A 26,894-nucleotide genomic window follows, 5' to 3' on the forward strand; every position below is an offset into this window, starting at 1 on the left:
GAATTAATTGGCTTACCGAAGTAAATTATCTATTGCCAACGACAAATTCTTGAATAAAATAACTTTAAAAGGGGGCAAATTGGATTTTGCATTGATTAAGAAAGCAGTGGTCGGGTTTGAAGAAGAGAAGGTCAAGAAGTTAGTTAAGGAATTTTTGGAAGAAGGTGTTGCGCCAAAAGATATTTTGGAACAGGGTTTGATTCCGGGTATGAAAGAAGTGGGCAGGCTTTTTGAGAGCAAAGAATATTATGTGCCTGAAGTTTTGCTTGCATCCGAGGCATTTTATGCCGGATTTGAGTTGATCAGGCCACTTCTCGTTGAACAGAAGATCGAAAAAAAGGCAAAGATTGTAATCGGTGTTGTCCAGGGTGACATACATGATATAGGGAAGAATATTGTAAAGGTAATGCTTGAGGCAAGCGGTTATGAAATCATAGATTTAGGCAAGGATGTGCCCAATGAAAAATTTATTGAAATGGTTGCCCAGGAGAATCCCCAGATACTTGCCCTTTCTTCTTTAATGACCACAACGATGATACAGATGGAGACAATAATTAAATTGTTAAACAAAAAGAAATTACGAAAATATGTAAAGGTAATAGTTGGTGGTGCACCGATAAATCAGGAGTATGCCGATAAGATCGGTGCGGACGGCTATGCCGAGGATGCAGCCGGGGCAGTGAAACTGGTGGATAAAATTATTGGAGTTAATTCGTAAGGATTTTATGGAGTTAATTTGTAAGAAAGAGATAAAACCCTTACGGCTTAAATCCACGGAGATAAAAGCCTCACGGCTTAACTCCGGTGATAAAAGGAGTTAACTCGTGAGAGTTTTATTAGAATAATATGAACTTTATTGAAGAAGTAATTGAGAGAAAAAGAAGGTTTGCTATCTTCCCCATTGTCTGTGCAGATCACTGCGCCCATATTTTAAATAAAAATTTTAAGGATGTTGCTACAAATCGCGAAGTACTTGCCGAAGTCTTAAAGTATGGATATAATCTCTATAAATATGATATGATTCTAATTTTTTCCGACCCTTATGTTGAAGCCGAAGCAATGGGTTGTAGATTGGAGTATTCGCCCTATCCGACATTGATTAGCAATTCGGAGTTAATTCGTAAGAATTTTATAAAAGGCTTACGCCTTAAATCCAAGGATAGAACTGATGAAATAATTAAATCTGCACAAATACTAAAAAACAAAGTTGATGTTCCGGTATTTGTCTCAATCAAAGGACCTTTTACCCTTGCCTGTTTTCTTTACGGCACCGAAGGTTTTTTGAGGATATTATTAAATAATGAAACAACTGCAAAATCAATTATAAAAATAGCACTGGATTTTCAGATGCAATATCTTGAAAGGCTTTTGCAAATTCCGGTTCATATTTTTATCGGCGACCCCCTTGCATCATCGAGTGTCATATCACCAGTTTTATTTAAAAAATTTGCCTATGAACCACTCAAAATTTTAATCAAAAAAATAAAATCCGAGGGTATGATTGCTGGGATTCATATCTGTGGGGATACCAAGCCAATAATTTCATATCTTGACAGCCTCAAGGCTGATATTTTGAGCATTGAAGATATTACATTAAAGACCAGGACCTTGAAAATGGGTGGAATTTCAACAATAACTTTGCTTAACGGCGATAAGAATAAGATTAAAAAAGAGATCGAATACGCATTAAAAGAAGATTTCCTTATTTTATCAACATCCTGTGATGTTCCAGTTAACACCCCGACCAAAAATATAAAAGCAATGATTGAAATTGCACGGAAATATGAAAACTAATACATTATTAACATTGCTACAGAAGAAGGGTATTTTTATTGATGCAAACTGTGGTGGTAAAGGAAGATGTGGAAAGTGCAGGGTGATGATAAAGGGGAATTTAAATCCGCCGGATGATATTGAAAAAATGCTGATCCCAGAAAATTTATTGAAAAAGGGTTATCGCCTTGCCTGCAGGATTAAAGCCGATGCATTCCCAGAATTATTTGAAATATCTTTACCAAAAAAGAAAATTAATAGTGAGAAAAATAAGTTAGATAATATTGGACTGGCGATTGATATTGGAACAACCATAATCAAGGGTGCCCTTGTTGAAATTAATAATGCGAAAATTATCAAAAATGCGAAGGTTTTGAATCCCCAGCAATCCTGGGGTGGTGATGTTATTACCCGGATTGGTTTTGCTATCTCTGGAAATTACAAAATGTTAAGAGGCGCTCTACTCAGGGGAATAAAAGAATTAAAATCCGAATTAAAAATTTCAAAACCACAATTCACAACAATTGTTGGCAATCCAGTTATGTTATCATTCTATCTTGGTGAATCCGTTAAAAGCTTTGCCCATTATCCATTTGAAGGAAATATAAAAAAGGGTATCTATACAAAAAATCCACCAGGTTATGTATTTGGATGTATCGGTGGATTTGTTGGCGGTGATACCATTGCCGGAATCATTGCCAGTGGATTATTATCAGAGAAAAAGCCGTCGCTTTACATTGACCTTGGCACGAATGGTGAAATTGCCCTTATCACCGATAGAAAAATTTATGCTTTATCAACCGCAGCCGGACCGGCATTTGAAGGTGTAGGGCTCACCTGTGGTAGCCTTGCCTGTCCCGGTGCAATAGAAAAAGTTGAATATAAGAACGGATTTAAATTTCATACGATTGATAATAAACCACCTACCGGGTTTTGTGCATCAGGATTTATTGATTTGTTTGCAATACTATTGAAAAAAAAGTGGCTCACAGAATATGGAATGTTGAAGAAAAAAATTCAGATCAATGGTCTTAAGATAGAACAGATGGATATTCGGAAATTACAACTCGCAATTGGTGCAATTCATACTGGAATAAAATTTTTGCTTGATTATGCAGGTATTTCATCATCAGAAATAAAAACAGCGGTCATTACTGGCGAATTCGGCTCCCATTTGAATCCTTCATCTCTAAAAAGCATCGGCATAATTCCTCTGGGAATAGAAAATATCTTATGTAAAAATGACCTTCCCATACTTGGGGCAATAAGATTTCTGCTAAATGAAATAAGACCAGAGGATATAGAACAGATAAGAAAAAGAGCCATCCATCTTGAACTTGCCATGCAAAAAGATTTTCAGAAGAGATTCGTTGAAGGGTTAATATTAAAGCCATGGAACTAATCGGATATTCTTGCTCTTATATTCCAGTAGAACTCCTTTCCTTAACTGGTTTGAAACCATATCGTTTACTACACGGGGACCTCCAACTTTCCCAGAAAGGAGAACGCATTGTTCGTGTTGATGCCTGCCCATTGGTCAAGTCAAATCTTGGATTTGTCTTTGAAAATCAGAAAAGATTTGCCTGTATCATTGGTTCAACAGGTTGCGATATGTCACGGAGAATGATTGAGGCGATAAAATTTACTACAAGCATTCCAGTTTACATATTTAATAATCCCCGTACTGATAACTTTGAAATTTTCAGTAATGAAATTGATATGTTGATCAAAGAATTAGAACATTTTTTCCATCGTAAATTTGACAAAAATTTGATTCACCAAGAAAGTGAAAGAATTGAAAATATAAGACAGAATTTGCGTCAGATTGATGCCCGGCGAAGGACTAATCCATCTTTGTTATCCACGGCCACATTCCAAAAAATAGTAATCAGTTATCTTCAGGGGAATTTTGGAGATATAAAATCAGAAATTCCGGAAGAAATGTCTTATAAACCACGTGTCTATTTACTGGGCTCTCCTGTTTCCTATGAATCAGGTCCAATAATTGAATTGATTGAAAAGAGATTACGTATCTGCGGAGACTTTAATTGCGGATTATCAAGGGCACTATACATAAAGGTTGTAGAAAAAACAATTGAGGGACTAAAACAGGCATATTTCAAGCAACCACCTTGCATTTTCAAACGACCGAATAAAGGATTGTATGAATATGTGGAAAAAGATCTGAAGGAAACAAAAAGCACAGGAATAATTGCCTTCGTCCTTGACTACTGCGACAATTTTGATTTTGAAATCGCAAAAATGGAAAAGAGATTTTCACTCCCGATTCTAAAATTAAAGAGTGATTTTTCACTACAGAATATCAGCCAATTAAAGGTCAGGATTGATGCATTCATTGAGGTTCTTGCATCATATCGGGGTGGGATTGTATGAAAAAAGTTAGAGAACTTACCCCAAAAAAGATTGGACTCAATGCCTGGTCTAATCAATTTGAAAAAATTTCTGTTGAAATTATTAAAAAGTACAAATACTACAATAATAACGAATGGGGAATATATCTTTCTCCACCCGCAACATTTATGGTCTATGGTGCAAGGGAATTGAAAAGATTGAAATTTGACAACTCGTTTGAGGCATTGAGAATGTGGGGATTTGTCTTTAATGAAACGGAAAGACTCTTCAGGGCGCGTCAGATCAATAAAAAGGTTATTGCAACAATGGGTGATTTGGGAACCGTGCCAGTATTAGTTTTATCCTTTCCGGATTGTGTGCCATTTTATCCTGAATGTCTATGGTGGACTCCATTTTTTAAAGAATCTACGGATTTGCTTGATACTGCAAGCAAACTTGGACTACCCGAAGCCACCTGTTTTTCCCGTGCCGTTGCTTCAGCATTTTATAAAAAATCTTATTTTCCAAAGCCTGATTTAATCATTGCTTCGACTGGTGCCTCCTGTGATGATTATTCTTGTGTAATGCAAAATGTTGAGGATATGGGTTATGATATAATGTGGATAGAAATTCCTTATAGAAAGTCTTTGGAATTTCTACTCACCAGACCAAAACAACAGGATCTGGAGAAGACAAAAAGTGGATTGGTTTATATAAAAAAATTGGAAGAATATTTAGTAAAAGAATATCACAAAATATGGCAGGCATTATTTAAATTGACCGGTGTTAATAATCCCCATCGTTTTCTGGAAACCATAAAAAAGGTTAACCGGCTGCGAAGTCTTGTATTAGAAATAAAGAGAATGAATTCAGAGGCAGATATTGCGCCGCTACCCGCACTGGAATTAATGACTATTGAGTTTGGAAATCTATATGGTTATGCTGATTTTGATGAGTGGGTGGAAATTGTGCAGATGATACACGATATGGTTAAAAAACGGGTAGAAAAAGGAATTGGTGTGCTGAAAAAAGATGCAATTCCCATTGCCTGGGTAACGCCGAGTGCTGACCCATATCTATTAAATCTTGTTGAAGACCTTGGATGCAGGGTTGTAGAAACTGAATATGTAATAAATCAGGCAATGGTCCAGATAGAAGAAGACATAGAGCCATTTCGTGCACTCGCGAGATCATTCATAAATGCCTCACTTATTGGTTCTACTGAAGAAAGGGTAAAAAATATTAAAGAAAAGATTGCAAAAAAACTTATAAAAGGAGTTCTTATAACAAATATGCTTGGTGCATCCCATTGTTCAATGGAAACAAGGATAATAGAAAAATTACTTGATGATGTTCCAGTGCTTTCAATTGATGTCCCCGCACCATTTGGTATCACTCAGCAGATAAGAACCCGCCTTGAAGCATTTGTGGAGACGATTAAATGAAAGACATTCTGACTCCTCGTGAACGATTTGGTATGCTGGTGATTGATGAAAAACCCGATCGCTGTCCGGTTATTCCTTTGATCACATCACATGCAGCAACTGTATCAGGCATAAAATTAAAAAGATACTATACAAATGGAGAAAAAATGGCTAAGGCACAGATAATTGCGTATGAGCTTTATCAGCATGATGCGATATCAATATTTTCTGAAGTAGGAATAATTGCCGAGGCAATGGGTTCCGAATTTTATTACCCGGATAATGACTTGCCCATATTAAAAAATCCTGCATTAAAAAATAATCTCAATGATAAAATCATAATTCCTAATCCCAAAAGGTCAGGCAGACTGCCCGTTTATCTTGAGGCAATAAAATATGCGTATAAGGCAATCGGTGATATTGTACCTATTCTCGCCTATGTACCTGCACCGTTTACAACGGGAATGCATTTATTACCACCTGAAAAATTTTTGATTGATACATTAAAAAATCCCGAAGAGATTAAAATAATTCTTGATGCTGTCTTTGAGGCAACAATAAAATTTTGCTTTGAAATAATAAATGCTGGTGCATTACCAGTCATCGTTGACCCGCTTGCCTCGGGAAGTGTGATAAGCCCTGCGGTTTATAAAGAAATTGCCTTGGGCTATGAGCAGAGATTGATTGATTATCTACACAGATATGATTTTGATGTGATATTGCATATTTGTGGCGATACCACACCAATCATTGAAAATCTATTAAATACCAATGCTGATTTGATCAGCCTTGACCGTGTGAATATGATTAAGGCTATGGAGAGGTTATCAAATAAAATGAGATTGATTGGCAATTTTGACACAGGGGCTCTTTTACTCTTAGAACCAGAAGAGATTTACAGGACGACCGGAATTATGGTTGAGCAACTTAAATTTGCACATAAGGGTTATATTGCCTCAACCGGCTGTGAAGTGCCAATAAAGGCAAAAACAGATAATGTTTTGGCATTCATAAAGTCTGCAAAGGAGAAAGGATGGTACTGGGTATAGATGTTGGTTCAATGTATACAAAGGGTGTTCTATTTGATGGACAGGTAATTAAAAAATTGGTTGTCAAAACTGCTTTCAAACCAAGACAGGCAATAAGTGAGATAAAAAATCAACTCAGTGGTTTCGATAAGATTATTGCCACTGGATATGGAAGAGACATGGTTGAAGATGCTTATAAAGTCATTACTGAGATCTCAGCGTTTGCCCGTGGTTCAACATATTTTAACCCTGAAATTAAAACGATAATAGATATTGGAGGCCAGGATAGTAAAGTAATAAAAGTAAAAAACGGCAAGGTAGTAAAGTTTGTTATGAATGACCGGTGTGCTGCAGGGACAGGAAATTTCATTGAAAAAATCGCCCAGTCTTTGAACTTATCCCTTATTGAATTTGGAGAACTGGCATTGAAATCAGAAAAACCAGAGATAATAGATTCACTCTGTGTGGTTATGGCAGAAACCGAGATACTGAGTCTGATTCAGGAAGGTAAAAAACTTGAAGATATTATCTTTGGCGTTTGTGATTCCCTGATTCGTAGAATAAATGGTATTGCCGGGCAGATCGGAATAGAAGAACCATTATTATTCTGTGGTGGTGGGGCATTGAATCCAGGACTGGTTAAGGCATTGAAAAGATATTATTCAGAAACCATAGTCCCTGAAGACCCGCAATTTGTTGGTGCAATAGGCGCAGCAATGACCTAAGATAAAAAACTCGAGAAGAAATATTGACTTTTGCTTAAAAAAGTGTAAAATTTAAGGTTAAGGAGGTTTGATGGGCAAGATTAGAGTGGCGATCATTGGGGTTGGCAATTGCGCATCAAGTTTGGTCCAGGGTGTTTATTATTATCGTAATGCCCGTGAAGATGAGTTCATTCCCGGTATTATGCACACCAGACTTGGTGGTTACCATATTAATGATATAGAGTTTTCATTAGGAATTGATATAGATAAAAATAAGGTCGGTAAGGACCTTGCCGAGGCGATATATACTAAACCAAATAACACTTATAAATTCTGCTCGGTGCCAAAATTAAATGTACCGGTGGTCCGGGGTATGACCCACGATGGATTAGGTTATTATCTATCACAGATTATTGAGAAGGCACCGGGACCAACCGCTGATATAGTAAGACTATTAAAAGAGACAAGGACCGATGTAGTTATAAATTTTCTACCTGTGGGTAGTGAAGAAGCGACAAAATGGTATGTTGAACAGGTCCTTACTGCAGGCTGCGCGTTTGTAAATTGCATTCCGGTATTTATCGCCAGCCAGAAATACTGGCAGAAAAGATTTATTGAAAAGGGGTTACCGGTATTGGGAGATGACATAAAATCTCAGGTTGGTGCAACAATTGTCCATCGGGTTCTGGTAAATCTATTCAATGATCGGGGTGTAAAGTTAGAGCGCACATCACAGTTAAATGTGGGTGGAAATACAGATTTCTTAAATATGCTTGAACGTTCAAGGCTCCAGTCAAAAAAGATCTCCAAAACCCAGGCAGTGACTTCCCTTTTAAAATATAACATAGGCGACGAAAATATTTATATCGGACCTTCGGATTACATTGCCTGGCTCACAGATCGAAAATGGGCATATATGAGATTGGAAGGTAAGACCTTTGGCGATGTCCCCTTAAATATTGAATTAAAACTTGAGGTCTGGGATTCACCAAATTCTGCGGGTGTTGTGATTGATGCTATAAGGTGTGCAAAACTTGCACTTGATAATAAATTGAGTGGAGCAATAATTGAGCCTTCAAGCTATTTCTTCAAATCTCCACCAGTCCAGTATCCGGATTATATCTGCCGCGAAAAGACCGAAAACTTTATAAAAAAGTATGGGAAAAAGAATTCCAAAAAAGTAAATGTTAAGAAAAAGAACAAGTAGAAAAATTGCTTTCTATACTAAAATTAACCATTAATAAATACTAATGCCCAAAAGAGGTCTCTTCATCACATTTGAGGGTGTTGAAGGTTCTGGTAAAACAACCCAGGCTAAGGCACTCGCTGATTGGTTTGAACAGAATGGTTTCGCCTGCATTCTTGTGCGTGACCCGGGTACGACAATTCCCGGTGAAAAGATAAGAGAGATTCTTCTCAATCCAGAGAATTCAATACATCCAAAGTGTGAAGTCCTTCTCTTCCTCGCCGCAAGAAGTCAACTTGTCTATGAAAAGATTCTCCCCGCACTAATCGAGAAAAAAATTGTAATATCAGATAGATTTTCAGACTCCACTTATGCATATCAGACATTTGCAAGAAATTTACCTGAAAGGCTGATTGCTATCTTCAACCGGTTTGCAACTGCGGGATTAAAACCTGATTTGACATTTCTCGTTGACATTGATATCCCATTAGGACAGGCAAGAGGCAAGTGTGTTGACCGTATGGAAAAAGAAAGTTTCTCTTATCACAATGAAGTTCGAAATGGCTATTTAAAACTTGCACGGCGTGCAAGGAAACGCATAAAAATTCTTGATGGTAAAAAATCCGTTGACGAACTGAAAAAAGAAGTGATTGATAATGTAAAAAATTTGTTAATAAGAAAGGGGTATAAAATATGAAGAATAAGTTATTCATTCCCATAATCGTGATTTCCATAGTCTTTGCGGTTATAATTACACAATGGGTCTGGGCAAGGACTGATGCATATACATCGTTAAGAATTTTTAATAAGATTCTTAAGGATGTAGAGGACAATTATGTCGATGAGGTGAATACTGATTCACTTATAAGGGGTGCAATAAATGGAATGCTAAATTCATTGAAGGACCCACACACCCAGTATCTTACAAAAGAAGAATACGAACAATTACGCATGACAACTGAAGGAGAATTCGGAGGTATTGGTGCCCAGATTGGTACGAGAGAAGATAAAATAGTCATAATTTCACCGATTGAAGGAACACCTGCTTATCGTGCCGGGCTTCTGCCTGGTGACCACATTATGATGGTGGATAGTGTTCCGACCAAAGGAAAGAGTGTTGATATTGTTGTAAAACAGATTCGCGGGACTCCAGGAACAAAGGTTTTACTAACTATCCAGCGTGAAGGCATTCCTGAACCTTTCACTGTTGAAATTACCCGTGCGGTGATAAAACTTGAGGCAGTTCCATATTATGGAATGGTGGCAAAGGATATTGGATACATCTACCTTTCCAGTTTTTCCCGTGTTGCTGATGCAGAATTCAAAACCGGGCTTGATTCATTATTTGCCTGGGGTGCAAAGAAGATAATATTTGACCTCAGGGGAAATTCTGGTGGTTTATTACAGGAAGGCATCGCAATAAGTGAATTCTTTTTATCGCCAAACAAAGATATCGTTACAACCAAAGGCAGGATTGAGCCACCACGGACCTTCAAATCTCAAAAATCTTATTCTTATGGTGAATTCCCTATGATTACCCTGGTCGATGGTGGCAGTGCCTCGGCATCCGAGATTGTTGCTGGCGCTTTACAGGACTGGGATAGAAGTTTAATTATCGGCACAAATACATTCGGCAAGGGTTCGGTTCAAAATGTCATTCCTCTTGAAGACGGTGGTGCCTTGAAACTGACAACCGCCCGCTGGTATACCCCTTCTGGCAGATGTATTGATAAACCATTTGTAGATGAAGAGAATTCTGAAGAGAGTGTTACCAAAATTGACTCAAGCAAAAAAAATATTTATATCACATTAAATCTTAAACGGAAGGTCTACGGTAATGGTGGAATAACACCTGATATTATGATAGAACCCAGAAAACTAACAAAATTGGAGACGGATATCTGGATTAAGGGCTATTTCTTTGACTTTGCTGTTCACTATACCAATACACACAAGGATTTAAATAAAGATTTCGTTGTCGATAATAAAATGCTCGATTATTTTGCTACCTATTTGAAAGAAAAGAAAAAAATGGATTTTACACCGGCACAATTTGATTCAGCAAAGACTGCATTGGCAGAAAGGATAAAACAGGAGATTACATTAAATCTCTTTGGCCGAAAAGAAATGTATCGCTACCGGACTGGTGTTGACCCACTCGTGCAAAAGGCAGTAGAACTGCTGAAGGAGGTGGGTACACAAAAGGAACTTTTTCGTCACATTAAATGAAGGAAGAAGTTCTTTTTCAGATACAGGACAATTGAATACGAGGGCATTGATTATCGTTATGGTTTCCGCATTGGTTCTAATTCTTATTTTATTATGGCTGATTATATTTATTGGAATAAGGTTAAAGCGAGCACAAATCCAATGAAATCATTTTTGTATTTTTTAATATTATATATTTGAACTATGTACCGGATTGAAATAAAAAGGAAGGACGACCCGCGGGGAAAATTTGTAAAAGAGGATTTTGAATCAATCGGCTTCAAGGGGATTTCTTCGGTTGAAGTAAAGGATGTCTACTACATTTATGATAAAATTCCGTTTAAAAGGGTCGTTTATCTTGCCGAAAAATTATTTTGCGACCCGGTGGTTGAAGAATACAAGATATGCCAGGGGAAGGGTTTTGAAATACTATTCAATCCCGGTGTGACCGATCCAAAAGAAGATAGCATAAGAAAGGCGGCAAATGACCTGGGGATAAAACTTAACAGTGTCAAGACCGGGGTCAATTACATCTTTAGAGGTACTTTTGATAAAGAAAAACTAAAGAGTTATGCAAGCTTATTTCTTTATAACCCATTGATACAGCATATCAAACAGATTGGAGAAAAAGATTTCAAGCCGCAGAGTCAGAAATATTCCTATTTGAAAATAAGTCTTGATACGGACCTCGTAAAATTGAGTAAGGATATGGGATTGTCATTATCAAAACTTGAAATGGAAACAATAAAAAGTTATTTTGAAAAATTAAATAGAGATCCTACCGATGTTGAATTGGAAACAATTGCCCAGACCTGGAGTGAACATTGCCGTCACAAGACATTTTTAGGAAAGATAAAAATAGGTAATAATGTAATTGACAATCTTCTAAAAAATACAATAATGAAGGCGACAAAAGAAATAAATCATCCACTATGTCTATCGGTTTTTCATGATAATTCCGGTGTGATTGAATTTGATGAGAATTACGGTGTCTGCTTCAAGGTTGAAACCCATAATCATCCTTCGGCATTGGAACCCTATGGTGGTGCTGCAACTGGCATCGGTGGTGTGATAAGAGATATTCTGGGAACCGGACTTGGAGCAAAACCAATAATGAATACGGATGTTTTTTGTTTCGGCAAGCCAGAATTAAAATACGAGAAACTGCCCGAAGGCATACTACATCCAAAAAGGATAATAAAGGGTGTCTATCAGGGTGTGAGGGATTATGGCAATCGTATGGGCATTCCCACAAAGAGTGGAGCAGTTTATTTTGATGATGATTTCCTTTATAATCCACTCGTGTATTGCGGAACCGTTGGATTGATTAGAAAGGACAGGATAAAAAAGGGTGCAAAACCAGGTGATTTGATATTGCTGGTAGGTGGAAAAACCGGTCGTGATGGAATACATGGTGCGACATTTTCTTCTGCAGAGCTTTCGGTAGAGGCAGAAAAATCCTGTGTCCAGATTGGTAATCCGATTGTTGAAAAAAGGGTTCTTGATTGTTTGCTAAAAGTAAGCGAACTTGGAATTCTAAATTCAGTTACTGATTGTGGGGGTGGTGGACTATCAAGTGCCGTTGGCGAAATGGGAAAAAAGATTGGTGCAAGGGTATATCTTGAAAAGGTCCCTTTGAAATATGAAGGTTTGACACCAAGGGAGATCTGGATTTCTGAATCCCAGGAAAGAATGATATTATCTGTGCCTAAAAAATATATTAGAAAGGTTATAGATATATTTGAGAGTGAAGGGGTTGAGGCAACGGTTATCGGTGAATTCACAAATAATAAGCGATTATTGTTGTATTATAAAGGTCAGAAGGTCTGTGATATAGAGATGGAATTTTTGCACGATGGACTTCCTATGCCTGAGAAAAGGGCGAGAAAAAGAAAGATAGATTTAAAAGAAGTCAAATTTTCAATTCCAAAGGATTTAAATAAGGCCCTGCTTGAAGTCGTCGGCAGTCTGAATTGTTGTTCCCGGGAATGGCTGGTCAGGGAATATGACCATGAAGTTCAAGGTGCGAGTGTAATAAAACCATTTGTTGGAGTCTATAAAGATGGCCATCAGGATGGGGTGGTTATAAAACCTTTACTCCACAAAAATAAAGGGATCGTTGTTTCCTGTGGAATAAATCCTTCTTATGGAAAATATGACCCATATAATATGGCACTATCAGTCATTGATGAAGCCCTGCGCAACCTCGTGGCAACTGGCGGGAATATTGAAAAGGCAGCAATGCTTGATAATTTCTGTTTTGCCTCTCCGGAAAGAGAAGAGGTACTTGGTGATATAGTCCTCAGTGCCCAGGGTTGTTATGATGGGGCAAAGGCATTTGGTGTGCCTTTTATTTCAGGAAAGGACAGTTTGAATAATGAATGGCTTGATCAGAATGGAGTAAGCCATCTCATTCCCCCAACTCTTTTAATATCGGCGATAGGAATCATTGATGATGTAAAAAAATGTGTCACAATGGATTTTAAAAATATCGGAAGTTATATTTATCTTGTAGGTTTAACAAAAGAAGAGCTAGGCGGTTCGGAATATTTCAATTATCTGGGAATAAAAGGTGGTGTTGTTCCTGGTGTAGACCTAAAAATGGCGCCTAAAATAATGAAGGCACTACATAATGCAATAATCAATGACCTTGTTCTATCCTGCCATGATCTATCTGAAGGTGGGCTGGGATTGGCGATTAGTGAAATGGCGATGGCAGGTGATATTGGATGCGAGATAGACATTGCAAAAGTAAAATTCAAGGGTAAAAATCACCGCGCTGATATTGTATTATTTTCTGAATCAAACACCAGATTTTTAGTAGAAGTCATTCCGGCAAAGGCAAGAGAATTTGAAAATTATATGAAAACACTACCCTTTTCCATAATTGGAAAGACAATCAAAGAAAAGAAATTAAAGATATATGATTCAAATAAATTAATTATTGACTTGTCTGTTTCAAAACTAAGAACAAAATGGAAGAGAAAAATATTTTAGTTTCATATATTAAATCTCCGTTGACAATCTTTTAAAATTCATTATAATTCAATATGCCAAACAAGGTAGTTGTGCACTATATAGATCATAGGATTGAACGGGGTTACACCTCGGATTTTAGACCTGATAAAGCCGTATTTCATCTCGTTGTCAAGGAAGGAAATAAGGAGAAATCCATACCGGTTAAGATTGCAAATCTAAAAGCAGTATTTTTTGTAAAAGAATTAATGGGAAAGTCAAGGGCAAGGCCTGTTGAGAAAAAGACATTTGACGATATAAAAGACAAGACGCTCGTGGGGAAAAAAGTAAAAGTAGAATTTATTGATGGTGAGGTATTATATGGCTTAACAATGGGATATTCCCCTCAGCGCCAGGGTTTTTTCTTCACGCCGATAGATCCGGATAGCAATAACGAAAGGATATTTGCGGTGCTCAACGCCGTGAAAGATATTACATTTTATGATTGATTATCACAAAAATTTGATAATACCCTAAAAATGGAGTTGCTATGGACATAATAAAAAAATTGAAAAAGGATAAAAAACCTGAATCAGTGTTTGATTCTTTGATTAAAAAGAAACCTACTGAAGAAACACCTATACAAAAGCCCGAGGATATGGAAGTTACTGCCCTGACACCAGAAAAACCAGTTCCCGGAACTACCCCGGTGGCAGAAAAAAAAGAAACCACTCCAACCCGGGAATTCAGAACCGAAGGTATGCACGAATTTGATATTGAAAGTCTCGGTGTTGATGGAAGTGCCTCATTAAAAATTGAATATAAGGCAAAGATAATGAGTCTTATAGATGAAAATAGATTTGATGAGGCAATTGAACTAATAAAAGAATTGAAAGAAAAGACTCGGGGCACATAGTGAATGTCATTATACCGGTTGCAGGTGAAGGTGTTCGTTTAAAACCCCATACCCATTTTCTGCCTAAATGCCTTTTATATGTCGCCGGAAAACCAATCCTTGGGCATATCCTTGATGGAATAAAACATTTAAAAGTTACAAAAATAACAATTGTCCTCGGTGCAAATTCGGAGCAGATCATACAATTTTGTAAAAATTATAATTATGATTTTAAATTTGTGATACAACAAAAGCGATTGGGTTTAGGGCATGCAATATATGTTGGCTCTAAAGGGCTGAAAGGACCCACCCTCGTCCTTCTCGGTGATACAATAACTGATTTCGATTTCAAAAGCCTTAAAATTAAGACAAACGTGCTCGGTGTAAAAGAAGTTGACAATCCCCAGCGATTCGGAATTGTTGAAACTGCGGGTGAAAAGGTAATAAATGTGGTGGAGAAACCTGAAAAACCAAAGTCAAATCTTGCTATCGTTGGGGTTTATTATTTTACAGATATAAGAAAGATTCATCAAGCAATGGCGTTCGTGATAAAAAGGGGTATTAAAACAAAGAACGAATACCAGCTGACCGATGGACTGGCTCAAATGATAAAAAATGGCGAGCCCTTCTATATTTTGAAAATAAAAAACTGGTTTGACTGTGGAACTCCTGACGCGCTCATTGATACGAATCGCCATTTACTTAAAAAGAACCATTATTTTCGTCCTCATAATAAAATGAAAATTATCGCCCCAGTATACATACCCGATTCTGTAGAAATAATAGACTCAATCGTCGGTCCTAATGTTTCCGTAGGCGAGTATGTCAAGATAAAAAATTCAATAATCCAGGATTCAATAATAAACAACAATACAATAATTGAAAATGCAATTTTAAGTAAATCAATAATTGGCCAGAATGCCATTGTTCGTGGCAGTTTCAAAAGATTGAATGTTGGCGATTCTTCAATCATTGAATTTCCCTAATGATTTTTAATCTTTTATCAATTATATTTTTTGGAGAATTATTTCTAAATCCACCAGAAATTCAAAATTTGATTCAAAACGGTCTTAACCTTGCGTATACAGAAGATTTTGATAGTGCATCTTTATATTTTGATAAGGTAATTGAAATTTATCCTGAAAATCCCGCTGGCTATTTTTTTAAAGCCGCTCTCTTACAATTAAAAATGATGGATGGATGTCACTTCAACGACGAAAAGGAATATATCAATTTAATCAAAAAAGTAAGAACATTGTGTGAAGATATTCTGAAGAGAGAAGATAATTTATGGGCGGAATTTTATCTCGGTTCAAGTTTTGCATACCAGGCGGTATATGAAGGGTTAAAAAAGAATTATCTTGAGACATTCAATTATGGTGTCAAAGGTGGCAGGATACTGCAATCAATTACAAAAAAAGATTCTTTATTTTATGACGCCTATTTAGGAGCCGGCACCTATGAATATTTCTGGGCAAGGGCGAGCAGGTATCTGCCCTTTTTGAATCTTGCTGATGGCAATGTTGACGAGGCAATAAAAAAATTGCACATTGCCGCTGAAAAGAGTCTCTATTCCGGTCCGACCGCAAGAAATTCATTGGTATTTATTTATGGAGAGGAAAAAAAATTTGATATTGCGACAAGGATAATAGATAGTCTTTTACTCCAATATCCTGATTCAAAGACCTTCCACTGGAATAAAGCTGAACTTGAGTTCAAGAAAAAAAATTATGAGGTTGCACTGAGCATATATAAATGGTTATTTGACCAATACATTGGTGACGCAAATTATTCAAATTTAGCCCAGTGTAAATTATACATTGGTAAATGTTATTATGAGTTAGAAAACCGCGCTGAGGCAAAAAAAGCCCTGAAGGAAGTAATTGGATATAAAAAATACCAGGACAAATATCCGAAGATAAAAGAATACTGCCGGGAGGCATACTCTTTATTAAGCAGGTTATTATAAACTTGAAATTTGAATACCAATTGAGGTTGACAATTGTAGTTTATACTGTATAATATTATTACTATACTATGAGAAAAAGATTGCTACTAATTACATATTACTGGCCACCCTGCGGAGGTCCTGGTTCAATAAGACCTTTAAAATTTGCTAAATACCTTCCTGATTATGGGATTGAACCTATTATACTAACGCGTAAAAATATTGCCTATCATTCAATTGATTTGGAACTGGGCAGCGATTTAAATGACATTAAAGTATACAAGACTGATTCTCTTGACCCAGCACGAATTCTATATCTCCTGGGTATGCGTAAATACAAACCAAAAAAGTGGGAGATGCCAATAAAGAAAACATTAAACTTCCCCGATAATAAGACCGGATGGATTCCATTTGCATACAATGATGGATTAAAGATCGATTTTGATTATATCTTTGTCACTGCACCGCCATTCAGCTCGTTTATTACTGGCTATATGCTGGCAAAAAGAACTGACAAACCGTTGATCCTTGATTTTCGCGATGCCTGGCTTGAATTTCCGTTTATTCGTTATGAGAATCAACTTCAGAGAAGATTCGTTTCTTACTGGGAGAGAAAGGTTGTAGAATATGCAAGATTAATAATTACAATTAGCGACGATATAAAAGATGCATTGGCGAAGCGCTACCCCGAGGTTGAAAGGAAAATTTATGTCATACCTAATGGTTATGACCCAAATGATTTTTCTCATCCGCCACTTCCCGAGAAATTTACAATATCCTATTTAGGAACGATAAGAGAAGAGAGAAATCCAGAAACATTCTTGTTAGCAGTTGAAAAATTTTTAAAAGAGACAAAACTTTCTCCAGATAGTATAGAATTAAAATTTATTGGGCATATTGAAGAAGAATATATAAAACTGATAAAAAAATATCCTTATACCAGAATTCTTGGTCACCTTTCATATCATCAGGCTTTAAAAGAATTTTGCAATGCCCATATTGCATTAATGATTACAACCGGTGACGACTTCTTCTTTCCCAGCAGACAGAATGAATATCTGGCAAGTGGCTTACCAATCATTTCCTGTGGCTGGTCCAGAGGGCTTTTTTTCTTTGATAAGGCGGCTGAAAAAGGTTATCCTGTTTATATGTTTGAATACGACAATACGATTGGTATGAAAGAAAAGTTGCATGAACTGTATGTAAAGTATAAATATAACAGAATAAATATAAGCCCTCATCCCCTGCCCGAGTATACCAGGCAAAATCTAACAGCCAAACTTGCAAATTTACTGAAAAGTATTGACAAATTTTAAAAAATAAATATAATATAAATTCAGGATTGAATTATTATTTTAATAAGATTATTAATAGTTTAGCCTAAAAGGAGAATTAAATGTACGGAATAATCTTTGCCTTACATGTGCTTATATGCATATTGTTGATTATTGTGGTCCTTTTACAGCAGACCAGGGGTGCTGGTATGTCAAGTGTTTTTGGTGGTGGCGGAGGTACTGATTCTTTATTCGGTGGTAAGGGTGCTACGCCATTCTTTATTAAATTGACTTCGGGACTGGCAATAGGGTTCTTTTTAACATCCCTTTTTCTCGTACTCTTATCCCGGAGGCCTGTTGCAAAAACTGCGGTAGAGAAAGGATTGGAGACCGAGGTTCCGATTGCACCAACAACCCTACCTGAAGAACAACTTCCGACCCTTCCCCAGGAAAAAGGGGGTGAATAATGTTTGCGGTTATAAAGACAAATAGTTATCAGTATGTTGTTTCAAAGGGTGATAAGGTAATCATTCCTGCAGTCCTTGGCGAATCAGGGAAAGAAATTGAATTTGATAAAATCCTGATGATAAAAGATGAGAGTGGAGTCGTCGTTGGGAAACCATATGTTGAAGGTGCAATAGTAAAAGGAGTTATAAGAAAAACAGGTAAACTGCCAAAGGTGATGGTTTATAAATTTATTAGAAGAGAAAATTATCGTCGTAAAAAAGGGCATCGGCAGTTATTTACCGAAGTTGAAATAACAGATATAAAAAAATAGGAGGAAAGTATGGCACATAAAAAAGGTACTGGTTCAGCAAAAAATGGCAGGGATTCAGAAGGAAAACGGCTTGGTGTGAAGAGATTTGATGGACAGTTGGTTAATACAGGAACAATAATTATCAGACAGCGCGGAACGCGCATCCATCCAGGATTGAATACCGGCATGGGCAAGGATTATACAATTTATGCCCTCACCCAGGGAAAGGTAAAATTTGGCTATACAAAGGGTGGCAAAAGAATCGTTTCAGTGATACCAGCGTCAAGTTAGTATTATCATTAATGCTATAGTTTTATGCGCACCCCTTTGGGGTGCGTTTTTTTATTGACATTTTTCAATCTTTATTTATAATTACCTATGAAAATACTTGTTACAAGTGCGTTACCTTACGCAAATGGTGATATACACTTAGGACATCTTGCCGGTGCATATCTTCCCGCCGACATTTATGTCCGGTACCAGCGGCTCAAAGGCAGGGATGTGATACATATCTGCGGAACCGATGAACACGGCGTTCCAATCACTGTCCTTGCCGACCAGCAAAAAAAGAGTCCCCAGGAGATTGTTGATTTTTATCACGAATCTATAAAAAAATCATTTATTGAATTTGGCATATCATTTGATAATTTTTCCCGCACTACAATCCCTTTGCATTATCGTCTTGCCCAGGATTTTTTCTTAAATATTTACAACAAAGGATTTATATACGCAAAAGAGAATGAGCAATTTTACTGTCCAAAATGTAAAAGATTCCTTCCTGACCGTTATGTCGTTGGCAAATGCCCACGCTGTGGCATTGACGGTGCAAAAGGCGACCAGTGTGAAGCCTGTGGCAGATGGCTTGAACCATTCCAGCTGATTGAACCAAAATGCCTGGTATGTGGGGAAAGGCCGATAAAACAGAAAACAAAGCACTGGTATTTCAAATTATCACAATTTCAGAAACAACTCTCCCAGTGGATTGAAGAGAAAAAGCACTGGAGAGAGACGGTTCTCACTTTTGTCCAGGGTTGGCTTAAAGAAGGACTTGAGGATAGACCTATCACACGGGATATGACCTGGGGTGTGCCGGTTCCTCTTGAGGAGGCAAAGGGTAAGGTATTGTATGTATGGTTTGATGCACCAATTGGTTATATCTCTTCAACAATGGAATGGGCAATAAATAAAGGTGAACCCGACTTATGGAAAGAGTACTGGCTTAATCCCGAAACAAAACTCGTTCACTTTATCGGCAAGGATAATATTGTCTTTCATGCCCTTATCTGGCCCGCAATGCTTATGGCTTATGGGAATTATGTTCTTCCTTCAGAAATCCCGGCAAACCAGTTTCTGAATCTTGAGGGTGAAAAACTTTCCACATCAAGGGGCTATGCGATATGGCTACCTGAGTATTTAAAAGAGTTCCCGGCGGACTCTTTGAGATATGCCCTCACCAGAAACCTGCCCGAAACCAGGGACTCTGATTTTACCTGGCGTGATTTTCAGGCCTGGCATAATAACGAACTCGCTGATATTCTCGGGAACTACATAAATCGCACCCTCACATTTATTGAAAAATACTACAATTCAAATGTCCCTTCTGCATCAGCATTTACGGAAAATGAAAATAGAATCCTTGATATGCTTCACAATGCGCCAAAAATAATCGGGGAGAAGATTGAAAATTTTGAATTCAAAAATGCCCTCCAGGAAGTGATGAAACTTGCCCAGGAAGGAAATCGGTATTTTGACAAAGAAGCACCGTGGATCACGCGTAAAACAAATCCTTTGATCGGAGAAAGAACGATGTATGTCTGTATGAAGATTGTTACATCACTTACTCTTCTCATTGAACCATTCCTTCCTTTTACTGCCCAGAAATTGAAAAAAATTATCAATTTTCCTGAACAGAGCTGGGATAATATTGCGACACCTATTGTGCCCTCAACAATTGGAAAGCCCGAAATATTATTCAAAAAGATTGAAAATCAAGTGATTGAAGTCCAGGTCGCAAAACTCAAAAGAAAAGAAATCTCTATAGAGGATTTCAGCAAGATAGAGTTATGCACCGCCAAGGTCATTTCTGCAAAAAAGGTTGAAGGTAGTGACCACCTCATTGTTTGTGAGATTGAAATCGGCGATAAGAAAAAGCAGATTGTTGCCGGAATTGGTAAACATTACAAACCCGAAGAACTGATTGGCAAGACAATTATCGTTGTAAACAACCTCAAGCCCGTTACATTAAAAGGCGTGCTGTCTGAAGGGATGCTACTTGCAGCCCAGGATAAGAACGGGCTTGTGCTTTTGACTACCGACAAACCGATTTCATCGGGTGCAATTGTGAAGTGATTGACACCCACTGCCATTTAATAGACCCCCAATTCAAACGCGATCTTGATGGCGTGATTAATCGTGCATACGCGGCAGGCATAAAATATATTATAAATATCGGATATGATATTGCAACGAGTGCGGATGCAATTAAAATGAATGAAGTGCATCAGTGGTTGATACCCGCGGTTGGCATTCATCCCAATGAAAGTGCCGAAGAATCAATCAAGGAGATGGAATATATTGAAAGATTCTGTCAGAATAAGGTGGTTGTTGCGGTCGGTGAGACAGGGCTTGATTATTACCGCGACTACTCTCCAAAGGATGCCCAGCAAAAGTTATTTCGTCAACATATAAATCTTGCCCGAAAATACAATTTACCCTTGATCATCCATACCCGAAATTCAATTACTGATGCAATCAGGATTTTAAAAGAAGAAAATTATTATAAAGGAGTGTTCCATTGTTACAGCGGAACCTATGAGCAGGCAAAGCAAATTATAGCGATGGGATTTTATCTTGGATTTGGCGGTGTTTTAACCTTTTCAAAGAATATGCGCGAGGTGTTTCACCATATCCCGGTTGAGTATGTCGTTTTTGAAACCGATGCACCGTTCCTTGCCCCGGCAAGCCATCGCGGGCAGAGAAACGAACCTTCATTCATTTTTGAGACCCTGCATTTTGCCGCATCAATAAAAGGGTTATCAGTGGAAAGGATTGAAGAAATTACCGATAAAAATGCCTCCCGTTTATTTTCCTTGAAAATTTGATGCCAAAAAGACTCGGACAGCATTTTCTGAATAACATATACATCGCAAAGAAGATAATTAATTTTGCAGATATAAAGGGCAAATCAGTGATTGAGATCGGTGCTGGTAAAGGGATGATCACAAGGCAACTTTCAAAATATGCACGCATTGTCTATGCAATTGAGATTGACAAGAAGTATGCAGAAAAATTGATTCAAAAGAATATCCCCAATGTGCAGGTTATCAATGTAGATTTTCTTGACTTTGATCTGGCACCCTATGCGGGTTCAGTAATTGTTGGCAATATCCCTTACGGCATAACAACGAAGATAATCGAGAAACTTGTCAAAGAAAGAAAAAATTTTTTAAGGGCAATTTTGACACTTCAGAAAGAGTATGGTGAGAGACTCCTTGCCCAGCCCGGCACATCTGAATATAGTTCAATCACCTGTTATGTGAATTATTATTTTAAAGTGATCAGGGGTTTTGGTATTCAGGCAAGATACTTTACACCAAGGCCCAGGGTGAATTCAATCGTGGTTGGTCTGCTCCACAAAGATATGCCTTTTTTAATAGAAAATGAATTTGAATTTTTTGATTTTGTAAAGGGAATTTTTCGGTACCGGCGCAAGACTTTAAAAAATGCCATTTTTAATTACCTCGGTTGTACTCCCCAGAACCTAAAGAACGATTTGCTTTTTAAAAGGCCTGAGAAACTTGAGTTAAAGGATTTTTATAAATTATATCTACAATTAAAAACAAAAGAAGTATGAAGACAAAAGTATATATTAAAGATGGGAAAGACCTGCGTTCAGCGATAAACAAAACATTTGCTGAATTTAAGATAAAGGATCTTAGAAATAAGAAGGTATTTGTCAAACCCAATATGCTCAGGATCGCCCGTCCTGAAGAGTGTGTTATCACCGATCCCCGGCTCATTGAGGCAGTTGTCAGTCATTTATTAAACAATTCAGCCAATGTGATTGTGGGTGATAACCCCATTCCACAAAAGGTAAATGAGATTGAAGTCGCTAATTATTGTGGATTTCTTGATGCAGCAAGGGGAAGATTTCGAAATATTGGTAAGTATGTTAAAAGGATAAAGTTGAAAAATAATTCGGTGCGCGAAATATATGTTTCAAGGGATATCCTTGATGCTGAGTTGTTGATCTCTTTACCGAAATTAAAAACCCATGAACTGACGATATTGAGCGTTGCAGTAAAGAATCAATTCGGCATTATCCCTGGTGGGTTAAAACCGAAATTACATTTTCAGTGCCCAACACTTGATGATTTTTGCCGCCTTTTGATAGAAGTATATAATATAAGAAAACCAGACCTGATAATTGTAGATGCATTGAAAATCGTTGATGCAAGAGGAAGGGTGTATAGATTAGATAAATTGATTGCCGGCGAAGATGCCTGGGCGGTTGATTATGTGTGTGCCCTTTTTATTGGTATTAAACCGGAAACAAGCCCATTGATAAGAATAGGAATAAAGGAAAAACTATTTAACCCTGAAGATATAGAGATAGTCGGTGATCTTACACCGATAAAAAAATTTTCAACACCAATATCAATGCCCCTAAAAGATTTTTTTGCTGGCATCGGGAGTAGAATTTTTGCACAAATTCAGAATTTCTATGTGCCGGTGATTGACCAAAGTCTATGTAATAAATGCCGTTCCTGTGAGAATGTTTGCCCGGCGCGTGCGATTATACATTTTAACATTGACCACAAAAAGTGTATAAGATGCTATTGCTGTTTTGAGGTCTGTCCCAGGAATGCGATAAAAAGAAAACCAAAAGTTATTTAAATTTAATAAAAGGATTTAATATTCCCATCTTTTATATAACACCAGGACATTGCCTCGGTATTATTGACACACAGAATTCTACCATGTTTATCAATGCCGATTAGTCCTGCACGACATTTATTCCTTGTGGCATAATCAATCGCCATCTTGCCTGCAACCGGTGCCGAATATTTCTCCATAAATACCACAGTTCTAAAGGCAAGTAGTGTTTTCATAATCATTTCCCCATGCCCTGTAGCAGATACCCCACCATATTTATTTGCATAAGTACCTGCTCCAATTATCGGCGTATCTCCAACCCTTCCCGGAAGATGAAGCGATATGCCACCCGTAGATGTACCCACAGCAATCATCCCATTTTTATCCATTGCTACGACACCTACCGTTTCATACAATTCTTTCAATTTATATAGTCTTGGGAAATAATCACTTTTCAATCTATTTTTTGCCCTGAGCCACATCCTTTCTTTTTCCTTTGTCTTCGGATTATGATATTTTATACCATTGAGTCGGGCAAATCTCAATGCCCCATCACCACACAACAATAAATGGTCTGTCTTCTCCATAATCAATCGTGCAACCTGTATTGGATATCTTACATTCTTTATCGCTGCAACTGCACCAAAATTTCCATCCGCAGTCATTATTGATGCATCCATCTCCACTTCACCAGTCAAACCAAGGGTTGAGCCGGTGCCGGCATTGAATATTGTCTCATCTTCCAGAATCATTATTGCCTTCTCTACCGCATCAAGGCTTGAGCCACCATTTTTTAGTATTTCATAACCTATGTTTACTGCCTTTTTTAATCCCTGGGCACGGCGGTGCGGAAAATTTATTCCGCCTGCCCCACCATTCGCAATTATTACAAGATTTTTCATCTCTGCCTCGCTATCTTTCCGATTATATTAAATGTTTTTCCTTTAACTAAAATAAAATAGAGTCCCGAACCCACCGGATCTCCATTGCTATCTTTTCCATCCCAGAAAACTTTTCTATCAATAATCTCCTTAGAAGAAAATTTTTTCACCAATCTGCCAGTGATTGAATATATGTATACTTCAGGGTTGTAATCTTCCGGCGGGTAGTCAAGGACAATCTCACAATTTTTGGTAAATGGATTTGGTATTGAATATGGGACCGCATAATTCTTTATATCAATCCGGACAAAATTTGACAGATTCCCCTCATTATTATAGATATCCCGGGGATATACCCCATAATAATAAGTGCCCATTAATTTATTAAAGATGTAGAGTGTAGTATCTATCAATCCCTGTCTAACATACCTTCCTGAGACGAGTCTATACAATCTGATCCGATCAATATAAACCCCGCCATTATTTATACTTGAATTCGTCCGATAATAAAACTTTAATGGAGAATTGCCCGGAGTAAGAATTATACGAATATTCTGCCAGTTATTAGACCTGCCGTAATAAATATAACTTTTTGTACCATATTCAAAAATAAAGGTATCAACCATATCCTCGGTGTTATAGTACAAATAAAAATCTACCAGACCGGGTTCATCAATTTCAAAATTTTCTTTTGTTAAGAGTGAATTATTCAAATTACTGCTGTTCCCTGAGAAAAATGATGCATTGCCATCATAGGCAATATTGGTGGCGATAGAGAACCCATTAAAAAGCCAGTTAGTTGAGTCTTCGCAATTGTCTCCAAATAATAAGATTGTATCAGCACATTCTATAATATCGTATACGACCGGTGCCAGGTCAAAGGATTTTGTCCAGAAAAGATGGAAATCATTATTCTTACCAGCACCGCCCATAAATAGCTGTGCGTTGGTAGGTCTAATATCATCCTGTCCATAAAACCAGTTTAAAAAATTTGCCCAACCAGTGTCATTATAACTGAGTAAAATATAGAGTTCCACAAGATTCTTAAATTCAATATATCTATCCGGGAACCAGGTTGTGATGCCGGTCAATTTTATAAGATTAGCTCCCCATGATTCAGATTTGAGCACTGTTTTATTATAGGATTCTAACAATTCCCTCGTTTCCTTAGTAGAAAGATAGTCATTCAACAATTTCAAAAAATCTCCAAGGTCTATATAATCATCCTCAGGTACCGGGTTGGGATCCATCAGCGAAACCGTCTGGACATAATTTCTTAAATCCTTAAGGCTTTGTGTTGGCGAATTCAGCATAATATTATTGATATTCTTTTTCAATGATTTTTTTAGATTATCTAAATTTTCTAAATCAATAAGGGAGAGTGCCGAGGGCTGGTTTGAATAATATGCCTTGCATATCTCAGCGATCTTTTTTCCAAGGTCTATTTCGTTTATCCCGGGTTCGGTTCTAAAGATATAGAAAATATTCTCATAGGGAAATCCGTTTACGGGCCAGACCGTCTGGGGTGCAATACAAACCTTTGCATAATCTTTAATCTCATTTGCGATCTCAATCTGCTGCATATTGCAGGCATCAAACCCGATGATATTAAACTTTTTACCCGTTGCCTCATAAAAACCTTTTAAGGCACGATTGAGGTCGCCATTGGCAATGCTCAACTGTGTTCCTGCGGAACCATCACTACCAAATGTCCGCCTCGGCGCCAGTGTCCATCCGGTGCCATGGTCCCAGAGGATTAAAAAATATCTTTTCGCAGGCAGAAGCATAACACCCCATTCAAGAAAATCCCTCAAGGTGTGCCAGTCACACATATCAATTATTCCCAGGTTGCCAAGATTATACAAGGTATCTTTTCCCACATAATAACGATTAGCACCAGTATACGGCTTATCAACCTGGACCAATATCGCAAGATTGTCATTTGAGCCGACTGCCTTCATTTCAATTAAGTCAGAATCGGCAAGTGCACTCAATGAATTATCTGCTGCCATATATACTAATACTGTCCACTCGCGGGCAGATAGGAATAATGGAAATATCAAAGATAATAAAAAAATACGCACGGATAATTTTATTAAAAAATATTATAATGTCAACAACAAGCCTACTTCTGTCAAAACCCGCCCTATTAAGTCCAGTTGCTAATAAAAAATCTCTATCAGTTTTTGCTATAAAATTTTAAAAATGCTACAAAATACACTTTCGTGTGAAAAATTGGCATTTTTACACTTTAAAGGAAATTTCTAAAAACCTGCTGTAATTTCATAACTTTTCGCCTTTTTGGATTTCAAAAATGTCCATAAATTTAAAAAATTTTTGTTGTTGTAATAAATTATCTTTTTTGTATAATGGGGCGAGCGATTTGCTGATTGGTTATGATAGAAAAAAATATTTGCAGCAACAAAAAGGAGGTCAAAATGAACCGAAAGAATTTTATTATTAAATTATCAAAATGCTTTGTTCACCGGATGCTGCGTTATATTTTTCTGATTTTAACTCTCTTTTTGCCTTTTGAATTTGCATTTGGCCAAATGGCGTTGGGTGATTCTCAAAAGAAAAGTTCTACTTCCTACTATGACAATGCATATCTTAAGGCTTATCATAACTGGCTCT

Annotated in this window: 26 protein-coding genes; 24 read left to right on the forward strand and 2 right to left on the reverse strand. The window is 37.3% G+C overall.

Annotated features, from left to right (window positions below):
* Positions 1–79: 79 nt before the first annotated feature.
* From ABIL69_05235 to ABIL69_05345, 23 genes are all read left to right on the forward strand, one after another.
* Entirely contained in the window at positions 80–718 is a 639-nt protein-coding gene (locus ABIL69_05235) for a corrinoid protein (protein ID MEO0123391.1), read from the forward strand.
* 128 nt (positions 719–846) lie between these two features.
* On the forward strand, positions 847–1,794 hold the full coding sequence (locus ABIL69_05240; protein ID MEO0123392.1) for a uroporphyrinogen decarboxylase family protein: 948 nt from the start codon (positions 847–849) through the stop codon (positions 1,792–1,794).
* On the forward strand, positions 1,784–3,175 hold the full coding sequence (locus tag ABIL69_05245) for an ASKHA domain-containing protein (GenBank protein MEO0123393.1): 1,392 nt from the start codon (positions 1,784–1,786) through the stop codon (positions 3,173–3,175). Before ABIL69_05240 ends, ABIL69_05245 begins: the two co-directional genes overlap by 11 nt.
* On the forward strand, positions 3,166–4,167 hold the full coding sequence (locus ABIL69_05250; protein MEO0123394.1) for a 2-hydroxyacyl-CoA dehydratase family protein: 1,002 nt from the start codon (positions 3,166–3,168) through the stop codon (positions 4,165–4,167). The genes ABIL69_05245 and ABIL69_05250 overlap by 10 nt, the downstream gene beginning before the upstream one ends.
* The gene (locus ABIL69_05255) at positions 4,164–5,570 is read left to right on the forward strand and encodes a 2-hydroxyacyl-CoA dehydratase family protein (GenBank protein MEO0123395.1); all 1,407 of its coding nucleotides are present in this window, start codon (positions 4,164–4,166) and stop codon (positions 5,568–5,570) included. Before ABIL69_05250 ends, ABIL69_05255 begins: the two co-directional genes overlap by 4 nt.
* Positions 5,567–6,598, forward strand: coding sequence for a uroporphyrinogen decarboxylase family protein (locus ABIL69_05260; protein MEO0123396.1), 1,032 nt, complete (start codon positions 5,567–5,569; stop codon positions 6,596–6,598). The genes ABIL69_05255 and ABIL69_05260 overlap by 4 nt, the downstream gene beginning before the upstream one ends.
* Positions 6,583–7,302, forward strand: a complete 720-nt coding sequence (locus ABIL69_05265; GenBank protein ID MEO0123397.1) for an acyl-CoA dehydratase activase — start codon at positions 6,583–6,585, stop codon at positions 7,300–7,302. The genes ABIL69_05260 and ABIL69_05265 overlap by 16 nt, the downstream gene beginning before the upstream one ends.
* A gap of 70 nt (positions 7,303–7,372) precedes the next feature.
* A complete protein-coding gene (locus ABIL69_05270; protein MEO0123398.1) occupies positions 7,373–8,488 on the forward strand; it encodes an inositol-3-phosphate synthase in 1,116 nt (371 codons plus the stop codon).
* A 43-nt stretch (positions 8,489–8,531) separates the two neighbouring features.
* A complete protein-coding gene (gene tmk, locus ABIL69_05275) occupies positions 8,532–9,164 on the forward strand; it encodes a dTMP kinase (GenBank protein MEO0123399.1) in 633 nt (210 codons plus the stop codon).
* Complete coding sequence (locus tag ABIL69_05280) at positions 9,161–10,696, forward strand: S41 family peptidase (protein ID MEO0123400.1); 1,536 nt, start codon at positions 9,161–9,163, stop codon at positions 10,694–10,696. The genes tmk and ABIL69_05280 overlap by 4 nt, the downstream gene beginning before the upstream one ends.
* A 183-nt stretch (positions 10,697–10,879) precedes the next feature.
* The gene (purL, locus tag ABIL69_05285) at positions 10,880–13,672 is read left to right on the forward strand and encodes a phosphoribosylformylglycinamidine synthase subunit PurL (protein MEO0123401.1); all 2,793 of its coding nucleotides are present in this window, start codon (positions 10,880–10,882) and stop codon (positions 13,670–13,672) included.
* A 53-nt stretch (positions 13,673–13,725) separates the two neighbouring features.
* Positions 13,726–14,139 carry a hypothetical protein gene (locus ABIL69_05290; GenBank protein ID MEO0123402.1) on the forward strand — a complete coding sequence of 138 codons (414 nt, stop codon included), beginning with the start codon at positions 13,726–13,728 and terminating at the stop codon, positions 14,137–14,139.
* A gap of 41 nt (positions 14,140–14,180) precedes the next feature.
* A complete protein-coding gene (locus ABIL69_05295; protein MEO0123403.1) occupies positions 14,181–14,546 on the forward strand; it encodes a hypothetical protein in 366 nt (121 codons plus the stop codon).
* Positions 14,546–15,511 (forward strand): sugar phosphate nucleotidyltransferase, encoded by a 966-nt coding sequence (locus ABIL69_05300; protein MEO0123404.1) that lies wholly within the window; start codon positions 14,546–14,548, stop codon positions 15,509–15,511. Before ABIL69_05295 ends, ABIL69_05300 begins: the two co-directional genes overlap by 1 nt.
* A complete protein-coding gene (locus tag ABIL69_05305) occupies positions 15,511–16,494 on the forward strand; it encodes a tetratricopeptide repeat protein (protein ID MEO0123405.1) in 984 nt (327 codons plus the stop codon). Before ABIL69_05300 ends, ABIL69_05305 begins: the two co-directional genes overlap by 1 nt.
* A gap of 68 nt (positions 16,495–16,562) precedes the next feature.
* The gene (locus ABIL69_05310) at positions 16,563–17,789 is read left to right on the forward strand and encodes a glycosyltransferase (GenBank protein MEO0123406.1); all 1,227 of its coding nucleotides are present in this window, start codon (positions 16,563–16,565) and stop codon (positions 17,787–17,789) included.
* Between the two features lie 80 nt (positions 17,790–17,869).
* Positions 17,870–18,214 carry a preprotein translocase subunit SecG gene (secG, locus tag ABIL69_05315; GenBank protein ID MEO0123407.1) on the forward strand — a complete coding sequence of 115 codons (345 nt, stop codon included), beginning with the start codon at positions 17,870–17,872 and terminating at the stop codon, positions 18,212–18,214.
* Positions 18,214–18,525 (forward strand): 50S ribosomal protein L21, encoded by a 312-nt coding sequence (gene rplU, locus ABIL69_05320; protein ID MEO0123408.1) that lies wholly within the window; start codon positions 18,214–18,216, stop codon positions 18,523–18,525. Before secG ends, rplU begins: the two co-directional genes overlap by 1 nt.
* Positions 18,526–18,534: 9 nt before the next feature.
* Positions 18,535–18,795, forward strand: a complete 261-nt coding sequence (gene rpmA, locus ABIL69_05325) for a 50S ribosomal protein L27 (protein MEO0123409.1) — start codon at positions 18,535–18,537, stop codon at positions 18,793–18,795.
* Between the two features lie 87 nt (positions 18,796–18,882).
* A complete protein-coding gene (gene metG / locus ABIL69_05330; GenBank protein ID MEO0123410.1) occupies positions 18,883–20,853 on the forward strand; it encodes a methionine--tRNA ligase in 1,971 nt (656 codons plus the stop codon).
* A complete protein-coding gene (locus ABIL69_05335) occupies positions 20,850–21,605 on the forward strand; it encodes a TatD family hydrolase (protein ID MEO0123411.1) in 756 nt (251 codons plus the stop codon). Before metG ends, ABIL69_05335 begins: the two co-directional genes overlap by 4 nt.
* On the forward strand, positions 21,605–22,357 hold the full coding sequence (gene rsmA / locus ABIL69_05340; GenBank protein ID MEO0123412.1) for a 16S rRNA (adenine(1518)-N(6)/adenine(1519)-N(6))-dimethyltransferase RsmA: 753 nt from the start codon (positions 21,605–21,607) through the stop codon (positions 22,355–22,357). Before ABIL69_05335 ends, rsmA begins: the two co-directional genes overlap by 1 nt.
* Positions 22,354–23,400, forward strand: coding sequence for a DUF362 domain-containing protein (locus tag ABIL69_05345; protein MEO0123413.1), 1,047 nt, complete (start codon positions 22,354–22,356; stop codon positions 23,398–23,400). The genes rsmA and ABIL69_05345 overlap by 4 nt, the downstream gene beginning before the upstream one ends.
* A gap of 2 nt (positions 23,401–23,402) precedes the next feature.
* Here the strand turns inward: ABIL69_05345 and ABIL69_05350 are convergent, their stop codons facing one another.
* Entirely contained in the window at positions 23,403–24,281 is an 879-nt protein-coding gene (locus ABIL69_05350; GenBank protein MEO0123414.1) for an isoaspartyl peptidase/L-asparaginase, read from the reverse strand.
* On the reverse strand, positions 24,278–26,344 hold the full coding sequence (locus ABIL69_05355; protein ID MEO0123415.1) for a clostripain-related cysteine peptidase: 2,067 nt from the start codon (positions 26,342–26,344) through the stop codon (positions 24,278–24,280). Before ABIL69_05355 ends, ABIL69_05350 begins: the two co-directional genes overlap by 4 nt.
* 354 nt (positions 26,345–26,698) lie before the next feature.
* Between ABIL69_05355 and ABIL69_05360 the strand changes: the two genes are divergently transcribed.
* Positions 26,699–26,894: hypothetical protein (locus ABIL69_05360; GenBank protein ID MEO0123416.1), on the forward strand; the 196-nt coding region annotated here is incomplete at its 3' end.

The organism is candidate division WOR-3 bacterium (genome assembly GCA_039802005.1).
Lineage (GTDB): Bacteria > Hydrothermota > Tepidihabitantia > SM23-42 > JAOAFX01 > JAOAFX01.